The sequence below is a fragment of the Steroidobacter sp. genome, assembly GCF_036406195.1.
Classification (GTDB): Bacteria; Pseudomonadota; Gammaproteobacteria; order Steroidobacterales; family Steroidobacteraceae; genus Steroidobacter.
The window spans coordinates 1-13,271 of sequence record NZ_DASWVW010000028.1 but is presented as its reverse complement, the minus strand read 5'-3'; the positions used below and the strand labels follow the sequence as shown (position 1 = coordinate 13,271).

Annotated in this window: 14 protein-coding genes and 2 pseudogenes; 4 read left to right on the top strand and 12 right to left on the bottom strand. The window is 61.4% G+C overall.

Features of this window, described 5'->3' with window-relative positions; all coding sequences use genetic code 11:
- Positions 1-3,108, top strand: coding sequence for an efflux RND transporter permease subunit (locus tag VGE08_RS14305; protein ID WP_331068580.1), 3,108 nt, complete (start codon positions 1-3; stop codon positions 3,106-3,108).
- A gap of 21 nt (positions 3,109-3,129) precedes the next feature.
- On the opposite strand, the gene VGE08_RS14300 is transcribed toward VGE08_RS14305, so the two are convergent.
- From VGE08_RS14300 to VGE08_RS14275, 6 genes are all read right to left on the bottom strand, one after another.
- Positions 3,130-3,534, bottom strand: a complete 405-nt coding sequence (locus tag VGE08_RS14300) for a rhodanese-like domain-containing protein (RefSeq protein WP_331068579.1) — start codon at positions 3,532-3,534, stop codon at positions 3,130-3,132.
- Positions 3,534-3,935, bottom strand: a complete 402-nt coding sequence (locus VGE08_RS14295; protein ID WP_331068578.1) for a hypothetical protein — start codon at positions 3,933-3,935, stop codon at positions 3,534-3,536. The genes VGE08_RS14300 and VGE08_RS14295 overlap by 1 nt, the downstream gene beginning before the upstream one ends.
- A gap of 32 nt (positions 3,936-3,967) precedes the next feature.
- Entirely contained in the window at positions 3,968-5,041 is a 1,074-nt protein-coding gene (locus VGE08_RS14290; protein WP_331068577.1) for a metallophosphoesterase family protein, read from the bottom strand.
- A gap of 2 nt (positions 5,042-5,043) precedes the next feature.
- Positions 5,044-6,213 (bottom strand): cytochrome-c peroxidase, encoded by a 1,170-nt coding sequence (locus VGE08_RS14285; RefSeq protein ID WP_349258704.1) that lies wholly within the window; start codon positions 6,211-6,213, stop codon positions 5,044-5,046.
- Positions 6,214-6,339: 126 nt separating this feature from the next.
- The gene (locus VGE08_RS14280; protein WP_331068575.1) at positions 6,340-6,669 is read right to left on the bottom strand and encodes a LysR family transcriptional regulator; all 330 of its coding nucleotides are present in this window, start codon (positions 6,667-6,669) and stop codon (positions 6,340-6,342) included.
- Between the two features lie 202 nt (positions 6,670-6,871).
- Entirely contained in the window at positions 6,872-7,396 is a 525-nt protein-coding gene (locus tag VGE08_RS14275) for a GNAT family N-acetyltransferase (RefSeq protein ID WP_331068574.1), read from the bottom strand.
- A 142-nt stretch (positions 7,397-7,538) separates the two neighbouring features.
- Here VGE08_RS14275 and gcvA point away from each other — a divergent pair, with 142 nt between their 5' ends.
- Positions 7,539-8,459: a transcriptional regulator GcvA gene (gcvA, locus tag VGE08_RS14270; protein ID WP_331068573.1), complete on the top strand. Its 921-nt coding sequence runs from the start codon at positions 7,539-7,541 to the stop codon at positions 8,457-8,459.
- Positions 8,460-8,485: 26 nt separating this feature from the next.
- On the opposite strand, the gene VGE08_RS14265 is transcribed toward gcvA, so the two are convergent.
- Positions 8,486-8,908 (bottom strand): DoxX family protein, encoded by a 423-nt coding sequence (locus tag VGE08_RS14265; protein ID WP_331068572.1) that lies wholly within the window; start codon positions 8,906-8,908, stop codon positions 8,486-8,488.
- 76 nt (positions 8,909-8,984) lie between these two features.
- Positions 8,985-9,347, bottom strand: a complete 363-nt coding sequence (locus VGE08_RS14260) for a rhodanese-like domain-containing protein (RefSeq protein ID WP_331068571.1) — start codon at positions 9,345-9,347, stop codon at positions 8,985-8,987.
- A gap of 117 nt (positions 9,348-9,464) precedes the next feature.
- Between VGE08_RS14260 and VGE08_RS14255 the strand changes: the two genes are divergently transcribed.
- Positions 9,465-10,388, top strand: a complete 924-nt coding sequence (locus VGE08_RS14255; RefSeq protein ID WP_331068570.1) for a LysR family transcriptional regulator — start codon at positions 9,465-9,467, stop codon at positions 10,386-10,388.
- A 31-nt stretch (positions 10,389-10,419) separates the two neighbouring features.
- Here the strand turns inward: VGE08_RS14255 and VGE08_RS14250 are convergent, their stop codons facing one another.
- From VGE08_RS14250 to VGE08_RS26365, 3 genes and pseudogenes are all read right to left on the bottom strand, one after another.
- A complete protein-coding gene (locus VGE08_RS14250) occupies positions 10,420-11,247 on the bottom strand; it encodes a uroporphyrinogen-III synthase (protein WP_331068569.1) in 828 nt (275 codons plus the stop codon).
- Positions 11,248-11,407: 160 nt separating this feature from the next.
- Positions 11,408-11,923: pseudogene (locus tag VGE08_RS14245) on the bottom strand (helix-turn-helix transcriptional regulator); the annotation flags it as partial.
- An 18-nt stretch (positions 11,924-11,941) separates the two neighbouring features.
- On the bottom strand, positions 11,942-12,193 hold the full coding sequence (locus VGE08_RS26365; protein ID WP_349258702.1) for a hypothetical protein: 252 nt from the start codon (positions 12,191-12,193) through the stop codon (positions 11,942-11,944).
- A 202-nt stretch (positions 12,194-12,395) separates the two neighbouring features.
- On the opposite strand from VGE08_RS26365, the gene VGE08_RS14240 reads away from it, so the two are divergent.
- The gene (locus tag VGE08_RS14240) at positions 12,396-12,806 is read left to right on the top strand and encodes a DUF6491 family protein (protein WP_331068567.1); all 411 of its coding nucleotides are present in this window, start codon (positions 12,396-12,398) and stop codon (positions 12,804-12,806) included.
- Between the two features lie 227 nt (positions 12,807-13,033).
- Here the strand turns inward: VGE08_RS14240 and VGE08_RS14235 are convergent.
- Positions 13,034-13,271: pseudogene (locus tag VGE08_RS14235) on the bottom strand (hypothetical protein); the annotation flags it as partial.

Here is a 13,271-nt window from a genome sequence, read left to right as displayed (position 1 = left end):
ATGAGCTTCCTGGAATTTCCCATCAAGCGTTACCAGTTCACGCTGGTGGCGTTCGCCATGCTGGTGGCGCTCGGCGTTTCGTCGTTCCTGAGCATTCCGCGCCAGGAAGACCCGTACTTTGCGATCCCCTTCTATCAGATCATCGTCGCGTATCCCGGCGCCGAGCCGCGCGATGTCGAGCGCCTGGTGGTCAAACCGATCGAGGACCGGCTCAGCGAGCTGGACGACCTCAAGAAGATCGAGTCGTTCAGCAACGATGGCCTGGCGACGCTGATCGCCGAGTTCTACAGCACGACCGACGCCGAAAAGAAATATGACGAGGTGGTGCGCGAGATCAACGCACTGCGGCCTTCCCTGCCGGCGGAGATCGCACGGCTCGATATTCGCAAGACCAGTCCCGGCCTCGTGAACATCGTGCAGTTCGCGCTCGTGTCGCCGGATGCTCCCTACCGCGAGCTGGAGGATCAGGCGCGCGATCTGAAGGACATTCTGAAGGCGGTTGACGGTGTGCGGACCGCCGAAACGTGGGCATATCCGGCGCGCGAGCTGCGGGTCGCGCTCGATCTGCCTCGCATGGCCGAGCTCAAGCTGGCGCCGAGCAGGGTCATCGAGGCCCTGCAAAGCGAGAACACCACGGTGCCGGGCGGTGCCATCGACGTTGGCAGCCGCAGCTTCAGCGTCAAGACTTCGGGAAGTTACGAGTCTTTGGATGAAGTGCGCAATACAGTCATTGCGGCGGTCGATGGCCGCACCGTGCGCATCCGTGATGTTGCCGAAGTAAGTTGGGACACGCAGGAGCATACCTACATCGGCCGGTTCAACGGGCAACGCGCCGTGTTCGTCACGGCGAACCAGAAAGACGGCTACAACATCTTCGAAGTCCGTGAGCGCATTCTCGCGGCTGCAAAGAAATTCGAGCAGCAGCTGCCCAAGCGCATCAAGCTGGAGCTGGGCTTCGATCAATCGCAGAACGTCGCGTCGCGGCTGAACCGGTTGACCACCGACTTCGCCATCGCCATCGCCCTGGTGGCCATCACGCTGCTGCCGCTGGGCCTGCGCGCCGCCAGCATCGTGATGATCTCCATCCCGCTATCGCTCGCCATCGGTGTCTCCACCCTGCACCTGATGGGCTATTCGCTGAACCAGATCTCCATCGCCGGCTTCGTGGTGGCGCTGGGCTTGTTGGTGGACGATTCGATCGTGGTGGTCGAGAACATCTCGCGCTTCCTGCGCGAGGGACACTCGCGCACGCAAGCAGCGATTCTCGCGACACGGCAGATCTTCCTGGCCATCCTCGGCTGTACGGCAACCATCATCTTCGCCTTCCTGCCCCTGATGATGTTGTCCGGCCCCTCGGGCAAGTTCATTCGCGTGCTGCCGACGGCGGTGCTGTCCACCGTGCTGGCCTCGCTGCTGATCGCGCTGACCATCATTCCCTTCCTCGCCAGCCGCATCCTGAGCAAGCACGAGAACCCGGAAGGCAATCGCCTGCTGCAATGGGTGCAGAGGAGCATTCATCGTTTCTATCAGCCGCTGCTGCACCGGGCGCTGATCAAGCCGAAGCTCACCGTGTGGGGCTCGCTCGCCGCATGCTTCGTCATCATGATCGGCGTCGGCGCCTTGATCGGGTTCAGCCTGTTTCCCAAGGCGGATACTCCCAACTTCATCATCACGGTCGAAACGCCCGATGGCAGCAGCCTGGCGGAGACCGATCGTGCCTTGAAGTTCGTCGAAGCGCGGCTCGAAGAGATGCCGGAAGTGGCTTCGTACTTCACCAACCTGGGCCGCGCCAATCCCAGGATCTACTACAACGAGTTCGGCAACGAGGGCGCCAGCAACTACGGCGACCTGTTCGTCAAGCTCAACGAATACGACACCAGCGAGACCCCGAGGAAGCTGGAGCAGTTACGGCAGAAGCTCAAGCGATATCCGAACGCGCATATCTATGTGAAGGAGTTCCAGAACGGTCCGACGATCACTGCGCCGATTGCGATCCGCGTCATCGGGCCGGAGCTGGAGGAGCTCGATCGGCTAGCCGCGCGCGTGGAGCAAATCATTCGGGAAACTCCAGGAGCCCGTGACGTCGAGAATCCCGTGCGCATCAAGCGCACCAACCTGCAGCTGAAGATCGATTCGCAGAAGGCCGCGCTGTTCGGCGTGCCTGCAATCGAGTTCGATCGCGCCGTGCGGCTCGCGGTCGCAGGCATTCCTGCCAGCCGTTACAAGGATACGGACGGCGAGCAATACGACATCGTGGTCCGCACACCGATCGCCGAGCGCGCCGACATTCATGCACTCGATCAAGTGCGCGTGACCACGCTGAGCGGCGCGACTTTGCCCCTAAGCCAGCTGGCCGACATTGAGTTCGCGACGGCACCGACGCAGATCGATCGCTACAACCGTTCGCGCGCTGTCACCATCAACGCGGAAGTGCAGCACGGCTACAACACGGATCGCGTGACGACCGAAGTATTGCGCAGGCTGGACGAGATGCAGTGGCCGCGCGGCTATTCCTATGTACCTGGCGGTGAGCTCGAAAGCCGCACCGAGAGCTTCGGCGGTCTGCAGGCTGCAACGATCGTCGCACTGCTCGGCATCATCGCGGTGCTGGTGCTCGAGTTCGGCAGCTTCAAGAGCACGCTCATCGTGCTCAGTGTCGTGCCATTCGGCATCGCAGGCGGCATCCTTGCATTGGGCCTCGCCGGCTACAGCATTTCGTTCACCGCGACGATCGGCTTCATCGCGCTGATCGGCATCGAGACCAAGAACTCGATCTTGCTGGTGGACTTCACGAATCAACTCAGAGCCGAAGGCATGCCGCTGGATGAAGCCATCGAGCGCGCGGGCGAGATTCGATTCCTGCCCATCCTGCTGACCAGCGCGACAGCCATCGGCGGTCTGTTGCCGCTGGCGGTACAGAACGCGGGCATGTACTCGCCGCTGGCATGGGTCATCATCGGCGGCTTGATTTCGTCGACGCTGGTTGCACGCATCGTGACGCCAGTGATGTACAAGCTCATTCCGCCGGCGATTGAAGTGAAGCCGGCGGCTGGCGAGATTTCTCCTCGCCGGGAACACACAGCCGCTCTTGCAGCTCCGCAGCCGTAATCTGCGGAGCTTCAGGGCAGATCACTTCGCCAGCGGCCGCTTGCTCTCTTGCCAGGCCTTCATGTCCCCGTCGAGATGCAGGAGACGAGTGAAGCCGCTCTCGCGAAGGCGGGCGGCGCCCTCCTCTGCCCGAACACCGACCTCGCAGTACACGACGATGTCCTTGTCGGCGGCATCGGCGATCTCGGAAATGCGTGCGGGTAGGTGGGTGTAGGGCATATTGATGGCACCTGGAACGTGGCCCGCCGCGTATTCTTCCGGTGTGCGCACGTCGAGGATGACCACCGACGAATCCCTGTCATCGATGCGTTTCAGCAGCAAAGCTTGATCGATGCGCGGTGTTGTCTGTTCAGCATCGTCCGCAATAGCGATCGAGGCGAGCGATAAAGCCGCGATCGCTAGTACGGAGCGTGCGACGAAGCGCATCAGTGTTTACCCGGCTCCAGCTTCACGCCACGGCGCTCCCAGGTGATGTACGCCAGCATGGCCGTCATCTTCGGATCATTCGCGGCCAGCTCGCTGCCTTCGAGCGGATTGCGCAGGCACCAGTTCACCATCTCCCACAGGTTGGCCACCTTGCCCAGCTGCTTCTGGAACTTGGGATAGGTTTCCGGATGAGTGTTCGCGGCATTGGGATGGCACTGCGCGCACACCACGCCGTTTGTGCCGAGCTTGGCATCGGTCCACAGGGCGCGGCCTTCTTTCACCACGCCGTCGAACTGCTCCTGCCAACGCGCCAGGTCTTCCTTGGTGAACTCATCGGCGCTGGCTACACCAGCGGCGCCCAACGTCAGCACGGCGCAGGCAATGACAGATGCGATTTTCATGTTGATAACCCTGGCGTCGATGTGGGCGCGGCTCAGTAGTGCACTTGAGGCGGAATGCGGCTGTCCGGATCCTGATAGGTCTTGTCCTGCGGATGACCTGACTGCGGATCGAACGCGACGGTGCGCGTGGTGTTGTTGTACAGATTGAACGTCGCGGCGGCGCGGCCGCTGTGAACGTCAATGAACTGCCAACCCGTCGCGTCGCGCTCGAAGAACGGATCGGCGCGGTTCATCTGCACGGTCAGCTTCGGCAGCAGCTGCTCGGCCTGCGCATAGCTCTGCGGATACGGCCAGGGCCAAGCCGTCGCCATGGCGGAGGTGAACGAGATGTTGCCAACCTGGTTGTATTGGATCTGGTGCACGTGCCCGTAGAACACAGTGACCTTGTCGAACGGCGCGAGCAAGGCCTGGACTTGCTCGGCGTCCTCGGTCCAGAAGTTCCAGCCCTTGTAGATCTTCTGCAGCGGCGAATGCGAGAACACCACGATCGGCCTGTCCTTCTTCACCTTCGCCAGATCTTTCCTCAACCACTCACGCTGCTTCTCGCCCACCATGAAGGGCGAGCCGTTCGGATTGTCGAGGCCGGCCATTTCGGCCATGCGCTGCTCGGCGCTGGGCCAGCGATTGAAGGTCCAGTCGTCGTAGGTGAGGATGCTGTTCAACACTACGAAGTGCACGCCCTTGTGGTTGAAGCTGTAGTACTGCTTGCCGAACAGCTTCGACCAGTAGGCGCCCAGGTCGAGGTAGTAATCGTGCTCGCCCATGACGTGGTAGACCTTGCCATTGAGCTTGGAGAGCATCTCCGCGCCGTGATCCAGCTCGGCCTTGGTGCCCATCTGCGCCAGGTCACCGCCATACATGATGAAGTCCGGCTTGGGCGTGAGCAGGTTGGTCTCGGCGACTGCGCGGATCAAGCCGCGATCCCAGTTGCGAACGAACTGCGTGCCCTTGATGTGCTGGATGTGCGAGTCGGAGATGTACGCGAACGTAAAGCTCTCATCGGGCTTCGCGAACGCCAGCTCGACCATGGTGAGCGGCAGCACCGTGGCGCCCAGGCTCACCGTCGAGGTTTTGAGGAAGCTGCGGCGATCGTATTTGATGTCCATGATTACATCCCCGCTCCGCCGCTGACGGAGCTCGAGCTCGGAGCCGCGGGGCTGGTGGCCGCGACAGCAGGCGTCTTCACATTGCACGACACCGGGTTGGCCGATGCAGCTTTCTGTTCGGCGAACTGCGGACTGGTGAGCGATTCCATGAACGCCACCAGGTCGGTGATTTCTTCCTCAGTGAGGTTCAGCGGACGGATACCGCCGCTCAAGAAATCGTTGACCGGATCATCCTTCTTGGTAATGCCACCGTTGTTGTAGTGCTCGACGACATCGCGCAGCGTCTTCAGGCTGCCGTCGTGCATGAACGGCGCGGTGACCGCGACATTGCGCAAGGTCGAAGTCTTGAACGCGCCGATCTCGTCCAGCGTCTCGGTGACCGCGAAGCGTCCCAGCTCGGAGACTTTCGGATTGGTGAGCACGGCCTTGTCCACATCCGTGCCGGCCGCCTTCGCGGTCAGGAAGGCTGGCGCGAATTGCGGGATTTCATTCTGGATGCGATTCACACCGACGCCGATGTTGTGGAAGCGGTTGTCGGTGAACAACGCGTAGTCCTGCTCGATGGTGTGGCACGACACGCAGCGGCCCTTGGTCAGGAACACGTCGAAGCCGCGCTTCACCTGCTCGCTCACCGCTTTTTCATCGCCGCCGTAGTACCAGCGGTCCCATGGCGAATCGCCGGCGATGATGGTGCGCTCGAAGCTGGCGATAGCCTGCTGCACTTCGTTCATCGTGATCTGCTCGCCTTCCTTGCCGAACACTTTCTTGAAGCGCGCCACGTAGTCGGGATCGGTGCGCACGATCTGCAACACCGGATCGTGGTTGAGCAGACCCATCTCCACCGGATTGACGATGGGATGCTGCGCCTGGTCTTCCAGATCGATCGAACGGCCATCCCAGAAGAGCGTCTTGAAATAGGCGGCGTTGATGACCGTGGGCGAATTGCGCGTGCCGGTGAGCTTGTTGATGCCCTCTGACGTCACCAGCGGGCTATCCGTGAACCCCTTCTTGGGATCGTGGCACTTCGCGCAACTCACATCGCCGGTGCTGCTGAAACGATTGTCGTTGAACAGCTTGTCGCCGAGCGCGATCTTCTCGGGCGTTTGCGGATTGTCGGGCGGGATGGGCACCGGAGGCAGACCCAATGGCTGCGCCAGTGCCGCGCTCATCATGATGAGGCCGGACAAAATACTGGCGCACGTCGCCACGCGCACGGTGTGAATCGGCGGTCCCATGCTGGAAGTCTCCCCTGTGAGGTCCGGCCACTGTGCGCCGATCCTGGCTAATTTAGACAAAGTCTAATCAATGGGCGCGCGCTGACAATTGATCTCCTCAATAAGCGCCTCCGCAGTGGCTGCGGTCGAGCGAGTGCGACCATTGCGGCTCACAGTGACGATGCGATCGGCGGCACGCACAGCGACGCGAGCGAAGCGCAGCACTTTGCGGCCCTCTTCAGTGATCGCGACATGCGATCGATCACGCTCGAACAAGCGCACGCCGAGATACTCCTCGAACTTGCGCACCTGGATGCTGAGTGTCGATTGAGTGACGGAGCAGCGCTCGGCCGCACGAGTGAAGTTGAGACAGTCTGCGAGAGCGATGAGGTAGCGTAATGCGCGAATGGACATGCGACCCTCGTTGGTCCAGCACGCTTGCGTTCCCGCAACGGGCCGGTGCGCGCAAGCGCGGCGCTAGATTTATTAGTAAACCCGTTCATCGAGGCGCTCGGACATCCCGTCCACTCGCTGCCATAGATGCGCGTCCGAAAATACACTGCGTGCTGACAGCCTGTCAGCACACCAAACGCAGCGCCTGGCGGTATATCGGTAGTTATTTTCGATCGGCCCCATCGACAGGATCGCTTGCATTGGGCGTGCCCAGGTTTTGCAGGGCTGCGCCAGTGACCCGGTACATCGTCCATTCATTCATGGGCACGGCGCCGAGACTCTTATAGAAAGCGATCGCGCGCTGGTTCCAGTCGAGCACCGACCACTCCAGGCGGCCACAATCGCGTTGCAGGGCCAGCCGAGCCAGATGACGCAGCATCTCTTCACCGAAGCCGCGGCCGCGAAACTGCGGACGCACGTACAGGTCCTCGAGGTAGATGCCCGGCTTGGCGAGGAAGGTCGAGAAGTTGTGGAAGAACAGCGCGAAACACGCGACTTCGCCGCCAGGCGCCAGCCGGCCCATGATTACTTCGGCGCTCGGCTTCGGACCGAACAGTCCCTCATGCAGCTGAGCTTCGGTGGCAGTCACCTCGTGCAGCAACTTCTCGAACTCGGCCAGCTCGCGAATCAACTGCAGGATCATTGGCACGTCGGCCGGGGTGGCCGGCTCAATATGCAGGCGGGTCATGGCGCTCTCCTACCGCTTGACCAGGGCGCGGCATCGTACCTTGCATCATTAAGGGAATCGATATATTTTCGTGACTTATACAAGAATTCGTGTGGCGTTCGAGTTCACGGAATCAAAGAATTTTGAACGAAGCGGGCGAGTGATGAGCGATGCCACCAAATTGCCTCTCAACGCGCTTCGCGCTTTCGAAGCCGTGGCCGCCCATTTGAGCTTCACTGGCGCGGCTCAGTCCCTGAACGTCACCACCGCGGCGGTCAGCTCGCACATCAAGTCCCTGGAAGAGTTTCTGGAGACTCCTCTGTTCGTGCGCCACAGCCGCTCGGTACGACTCACACCGCAGGGTGCACGCTTGCTGCCTGGCGTGCAACGAGGCATGGGCGAGCTGACCCGTGCCGTCGATCAATTGCGCCTCGATCGCAGCAGCGGCCTGCTCAACATCAGCTTGCTCGGCTCGTTCCTGCAGAAGTGGCTGCTGCCGCGGCTCGGCGACTTCTACCAGAAGCATCCCGAGGTGGACCTGCGCTTCAGCGCCAGTCGCGAGCTGGTCGACTTCATGCAAACCGATTTCCACGCCGCCGTTCGTTACGGCTCGGGCAACTGGCCGCAGCTGCAAGCGGAGAAGATGCTGGACGATTGGGTGTTTCCCGTGGCGAGCCCCAGTTTGTTCGCGCAGCTCGGACCGATCTCGACGCTCGGCGATCTGAACAAGTATCCGCTGCTGCACAGCGCGAGCGAGCCCTGGGTGGACTGGTTGCGCCGGGTCGGCGGCGATACAACGCGCGTCGAACGCGGGCCGATTCTCGACGACTCTGCATCGGTGCTCGCGGCAGCTGAACAAGGTCACGGCCTGGCATTGGCGCGATGGTCGCTGGTCGCTGGAGATTTGGCGTCGGGCAGACTGGTGCGGCCGTCCGACCAGAGTGTGCGACAGCATCACTCCTATTACTTCGTAGCACCGGCCCACAACTTCGAAGTCCCCAAGGTCATCCGCTTCCGGGACTGGCTGCGCGAGGTCTGCAGCCAGTTTCCGCCGCCGGAAGGCGAGCGGCTCGAGCCTCAATAGCGCGACGCCGCTCGATATCGCATGGCTCATGCGAGCGTCGGCTGCGCCGATCCGAGCGTGTTCTTCGCCTGCACTGGCTCGGCCTGCAGCGCCACGACCACGCTGATCACGATCAAGTACAGCGGATACTCCCAACCGCCGTTGGGATTGCTGAACACCCAGCCGTTGCCGATGTGAACCCACAGCGCCCCCAGCAGCACGGGAATCAACCCGAGGGCGACCCAACGCGTCCGATAGTTGATCAACAGCAGTATTCCACCCACCGTTTCCAACGCAAACACGACGTACGCCAGCACTCCGGGCAAGCCGATCGACGCGAAGAACTGCGCCGTGCCCGCCAACGTGAACATGAAGAACTTCAAAATCAGACCATGCGCAATGAACATGATGCCGAGCGAAACTCGCAATAACGCATTGCCCGCCTGCTGAGAACTATTGAAGAATGACATGACAGCTCCTGTTGATAATGGGTTGATCGACGACTCTTCGACTCATCTGTTGCACTGACACTTCATGGCGCGCGCATCAGCGCTCCACCGGGAATTCGCTCTTGACCCAGGCCTCGAATCCGCCTTCCATCTCGACGACGGGAATACCCGCCGAGGCAAGCTCCACGGCAGCGGCGGCGGCCAATTTGCAGGTCTGGCTGTAGCAATAGAGGACGGCGGTACGGTCCTTGCGGAGGCCGGCGAGCGTGTGCCACTTGCCTTGCGGCAGATTGATGGCACCCGGGATGTGGCCGGCTTGATAGTCGCTCGGCAGCCGGACATCGACGATGGTCACGGGCTCGTTACGAAGCATCTGGCCGTGCAGCTCGTGCGGCCCGGTGAGAAAAGCCAGCTTCTGCGCGAAATAGTCGCGCGCCTGGCGGGTATCTTGAGTAAACATGGCAGCACCTCGTTGAGACGGTCGGGACGACCGGCCGATGGGGTGCTACGTTAGTCATGCGCCGGCGCCGGATCATTGGCCTCGGCGGCATGGGATTTATTCCGTGAAGCGCCCCAAATGCAGCACCTCACCGACATCGCCATCTTCGTGAAAGTAGTCGAGCTCTCCAGCTTTACGGCCGCCGCGGAGGCGCTGGAGATGTCACAACCCGTTGTCAGCAAGGCAGTTACGCGCCTTGAAGAGAAGCTCGGCGCGCGGCTTTTGAACCGCACGACGCGCCGGCTCAGCCTGACGGAAGCAGGCTCGGAGCTGTATCGACGTTCCGGCAGTGCACTTCGCGAGATCGAAGATGCCGAGCTGGAAGTCGCTCGCTTTCAAACGGAGCCTCGCGGAACGTTGCGCGTGTCGGCACCGATGTCTTTCAGCATCCTGCAGCTCGGGCCAGCCATACAAACATTCATGGAGCGCTATCCCGGCGTCACCGTCGAGCTGACCATGGACGATCGGCAGGTCGATCTGGTGGAAGAAGGTTTCGACGTGGCGATTCGCATCGGCCGGTTGCGCGACTCGAATCTCATCGCCCGCAAGATTGCGCCGACGCGCCAGGTGCTCTGCGCCTCACCGGCATACCTCGCGAAACACGGCACACCGGAGCGGCCGGAGGATCTGCTCGAGCACAACTGCATTCTTTATTCGTTGCTGAGCGCGCCGCGCGAATGGCGCTTCATCGACAGCGACGGACAGGAGCACGTGGTGCCAGTCAAAGGGACCCTGCACTCGAACAATGGCCTGGTGAACCGCGCCGCTGCCATCGCCGGTGGCGGCATCATTCAACTGCCGACGTTCTACATCGGCGACCAGTTGCGCTCGGGAGAGCTCAAGCCAGTGCTTTGCAAGTTCAGGCCACCCGAGATTGCCGTGCACGCGGTCTATCCGGAGCGGCGCAATCTGATGCCCAAAGTGCGCGCGTTCGTGGACTTCGTTGCGACGACGTTTGGTCCCGAGCCGCCGTGGGAGAAAGGCTGGACGCTGGAAGATTGAGCTCGGCGCGCGTACCCTGGCTCGCGCGCTGTCAGGATTCCCCGTTCGAGTCGCGCGTGCCGATGCCTTGCTCGATGGCACTGGTCAGCGGCTTCATGAAGAACGATTCTTCCGGCATCAGGCGCACGGCGATGTCGTGCCGTTTCAATGCGTCGGCGACGACCGGACCGACGGCAGCGACCTCGGTCTTCTCGAACGCCGCCTTCACCAGGTCGATGGGCCCGACCGCAAACAATCGCTCGACCTGCGGCGTGCTGGTGAACGCAATGATATCTACCTGACCGGCGGCCATTCGTTGCAACAGCTCGCGCACGGCGTCGTCCGCGGCTTTGTCTGCATATACATAGGGAGCGACGGTCAGCACTTGGGCGCCAGCCGATTGCAGGAATTCCATCAATGGGCGATTGGGTTCGGTGCCATACAGTTGCACACCTACTCTGCGCCCCTGCAGATTCTCCGCTCGTAACGAATCGATCACGCCCGGCGTCGTGGGCGATTCGGCGGTGATGTCTGGTTTGAGCCCGAGCTCTCGAAGGGCGCGCGCCGGTTTCGGACCGCGCGTGATCTTTCTCACCGCACCCAGACGCTGCACGAACGGCTCGCGCAATCCTGGATCGTTTCTTTCGATGCAGCTCAGCAGCCGTCGCAAGCCTTCACCGGTCAAAAGAATCAGGTCGTCGCACGAACCCTCGTTGAAGGCACGCAGCCATTGAAGAACGGGCTGCGGATCGGGTGCGTCGAGGATGGCTACGAGAGGACAGCGCAATACCGACGCGCCGCGACGTTCCAGCATCGAGGAAAAGACATCCAGTTCCCGGGTTTCGGGAACAGCGATTGTGCGACCGGTGAGTGTTGCCATTGGTCTTGCTATACCATCTTCGACACCGCCGAGGCCAGACCTCGGCGGCATTCGGCACGCCTGCAACGCCGTGTCATCATCGTGCTTGCGCGGCTCGCGGCACATCGCTTCTGCGCGCCGCCGGCGCCGACTCCTTTGATTCACGCACATGCTTCGGCGGAGCGAGCAGCGCGCGCAGTCGATTCTCCAAGGTTGGCTCCAGGTTCTGTAACTCCTTCACCAGGTTGACCTGCCTCGTCATGCGCGCCACATCGATCAGCCCAGGTTCAATCGAGTAACCTCGCGCGAGCAGCCACTCCAGCACGGGAGCGAGATGCCAGATCATGGTGGTGCCGCCGTGAACGGGCGCGGGAAAATCGTTTCTGTTATTCAGCATCAGCTTGCGCATGTTCTGCCGAGTGACGCTGACGAACTGCGCAATATCGGTAAGACCGACCAGGTCCGGGCCGGCCTCGATCAGCTCGGCATCCGGAACCGCTCGTTTCACGTCCGCGATCGCGCTAGTGATCGCCTGCTGCGCCGATGGCGCTTCGCGGGTGAACGTCAATGCAATCTCCCCCGCCACGCCAATGCCCGGCGTTGCATCCGTGCAGCCCGCTTCGCCAAGCCGCCCCACGACCTCTTCGAGGTCCTGGCCGGCGCTGAGTTTGAAGTCCAGCTCAAAGTGATATTTCATCGCAGCTCGCTCGGCACGTCAGTTGCTTTGTTCGCGGAACACGCAGTTGTCGATCACACGCGCCAGATCTCGCGCGTGATCTCCAGCGCTCGCCGGCGTACTCCATATGCTCGCGATGCAGTGCCTGCCCTTGCGACACTCGATGCGATTGTATGGACAGTACATCCGACCCCAGGCGTGACTGCCTCCAGGCTCGACGCGCCAACCAGAAATTTCCGCATATTGCAGAGCCCGCTCCACTTCCTTCTTCGGATGCTTCGCTCGCCACATTTCGCGCACCTGTAGAGTAGCCAGTGATGTGAAGGTTGTCAAATGACAACCCGCGCTTGCAACCAACACCGAGCTGCAAGGTCGGATGGCAGAGTGGCACCCTTGGATGGGGCGAAATGGTTGATTAACTGGGCGATTCGCTTGAAATTGGGGCTTGCAGACGCGATTTGCGGGTGATGAAACCTCGCACCGGAGAGCAAACATGAACAAATCAGCTGTTGCCGTGCTCTTGTCACTTTTCCTGACCGCCTGCGCGGGCATCCCGCAGCGGACCAGCGACAAGGAGGTCTTGGAAAGGTACCGGCAGTACGCCGGCGAGCCGGTCAGCTCGATTACGTCTTTCGGCCGCTACGATAGCTGGCGTCCGTTGGGCCGGGACCATCTCGTGATCTGGACCGGCATCAACGATGCCTATTTGCTGTCCATCGCCGGCCCCTGCAACGACCTGCCGTTCGTCAATCGCATCGCCATCAAGAGCCGCGGGCCCACGCTCGATCGCGGCGACTCGGTCATCGTCGGCCGCAATCAACGCTGCATGATCACCGAGATCCGTCCGGTCGACTACCGCAGGATGAAACAGGATGCGCGAGCCAAGCCCGAAATGAGTGAGTAAGCCATTATTCTTTCGGCAGCTGCCGCGGCGCCTCCTCCGCCTCCTCTGCGCCTCCTCTGGACATCCACATACAAGCCATCGCCTCCTCTGGACATCCACATACAAGCTGTCGCCAACAATCCCGAGGCTCGACCTGTTGTCATCCGTCGGGTTGAAAGAACAACACACCCACGCAGATCAGAAAATAGAAAGGACAGGCAGTGCTGAATCGACCGCTTGCGCTGAGCTCACGCCTGCTGCAACCTTCGCGCCGCCTGCAACCCTCGAATCCAGCACTGCCCCAATCTTCTGGCGTAAGAGTGCAAGTGATCCAGCCGACCGATGGCGCGTCCAAAGAGATTGCCGCCCGGCCGCATCATTCGCAGCCACGCATCCGGATCGATCTGCAATCGAGTGAACATGGGTGGCAGATCCCGCTCCATAGCCCCGCGCTTGTCAGCACGGCGTCGCCGCCCGGTCCAATCG

Bases quoted from the DNA above. Each gene is read 5' to 3' on its own strand.
- VGE08_RS14305 (WP_331068580.1), top strand. From the start codon at position 1: ATGAGCTTCCTGGAATTTCCCATCAAGCGTTACCAGTTCACGCTGGTG.
- VGE08_RS14300 (WP_331068579.1), bottom strand. From the start codon at position 3,534: ATGCGCTTCGTCGCACGCTCCGTACTAGCGATCGCGGCTTTATCGCTC.
- VGE08_RS14295 (WP_331068578.1), bottom strand. From the start codon at position 3,935: ATGAAAATCGCATCTGTCATTGCCTGCGCCGTGCTGACGTTGGGCGCC.
- VGE08_RS14290 (WP_331068577.1), bottom strand. From the start codon at position 5,041: ATGGACATCAAATACGATCGCCGCAGCTTCCTCAAAACCTCGACGGTG.
- VGE08_RS14285 (WP_349258704.1), bottom strand. From the start codon at position 6,213: ATGATGAGCGCGGCACTGGCGCAGCCATTGGGTCTGCCTCCGGTGCCC.
- VGE08_RS14280 (WP_331068575.1), bottom strand. From the start codon at position 6,669: ATGTCCATTCGCGCATTACGCTACCTCATCGCTCTCGCAGACTGTCTC.
- VGE08_RS14275 (WP_331068574.1), bottom strand. From the start codon at position 7,396: ATGACCCGCCTGCATATTGAGCCGGCCACCCCGGCCGACGTGCCAATG.
- gcvA (WP_331068573.1), top strand. From the start codon at position 7,539: ATGAGCGATGCCACCAAATTGCCTCTCAACGCGCTTCGCGCTTTCGAA.
- VGE08_RS14265 (WP_331068572.1), bottom strand. From the start codon at position 8,908: ATGTCATTCTTCAATAGTTCTCAGCAGGCGGGCAATGCGTTATTGCGA.
- VGE08_RS14260 (WP_331068571.1), bottom strand. From the start codon at position 9,347: ATGTTTACTCAAGATACCCGCCAGGCGCGCGACTATTTCGCGCAGAAG.
- VGE08_RS14255 (WP_331068570.1), top strand. From the start codon at position 9,465: ATGCAGCACCTCACCGACATCGCCATCTTCGTGAAAGTAGTCGAGCTC.
- VGE08_RS14250 (WP_331068569.1), bottom strand. From the start codon at position 11,247: ATGGCAACACTCACCGGTCGCACAATCGCTGTTCCCGAAACCCGGGAA.
- VGE08_RS26365 (WP_349258702.1), bottom strand. From the start codon at position 12,193: ATGTGGCGAGCGAAGCATCCGAAGAAGGAAGTGGAGCGGGCTCTGCAA.
- VGE08_RS14240 (WP_331068567.1), top strand. From the start codon at position 12,396: ATGAACAAATCAGCTGTTGCCGTGCTCTTGTCACTTTTCCTGACCGCC.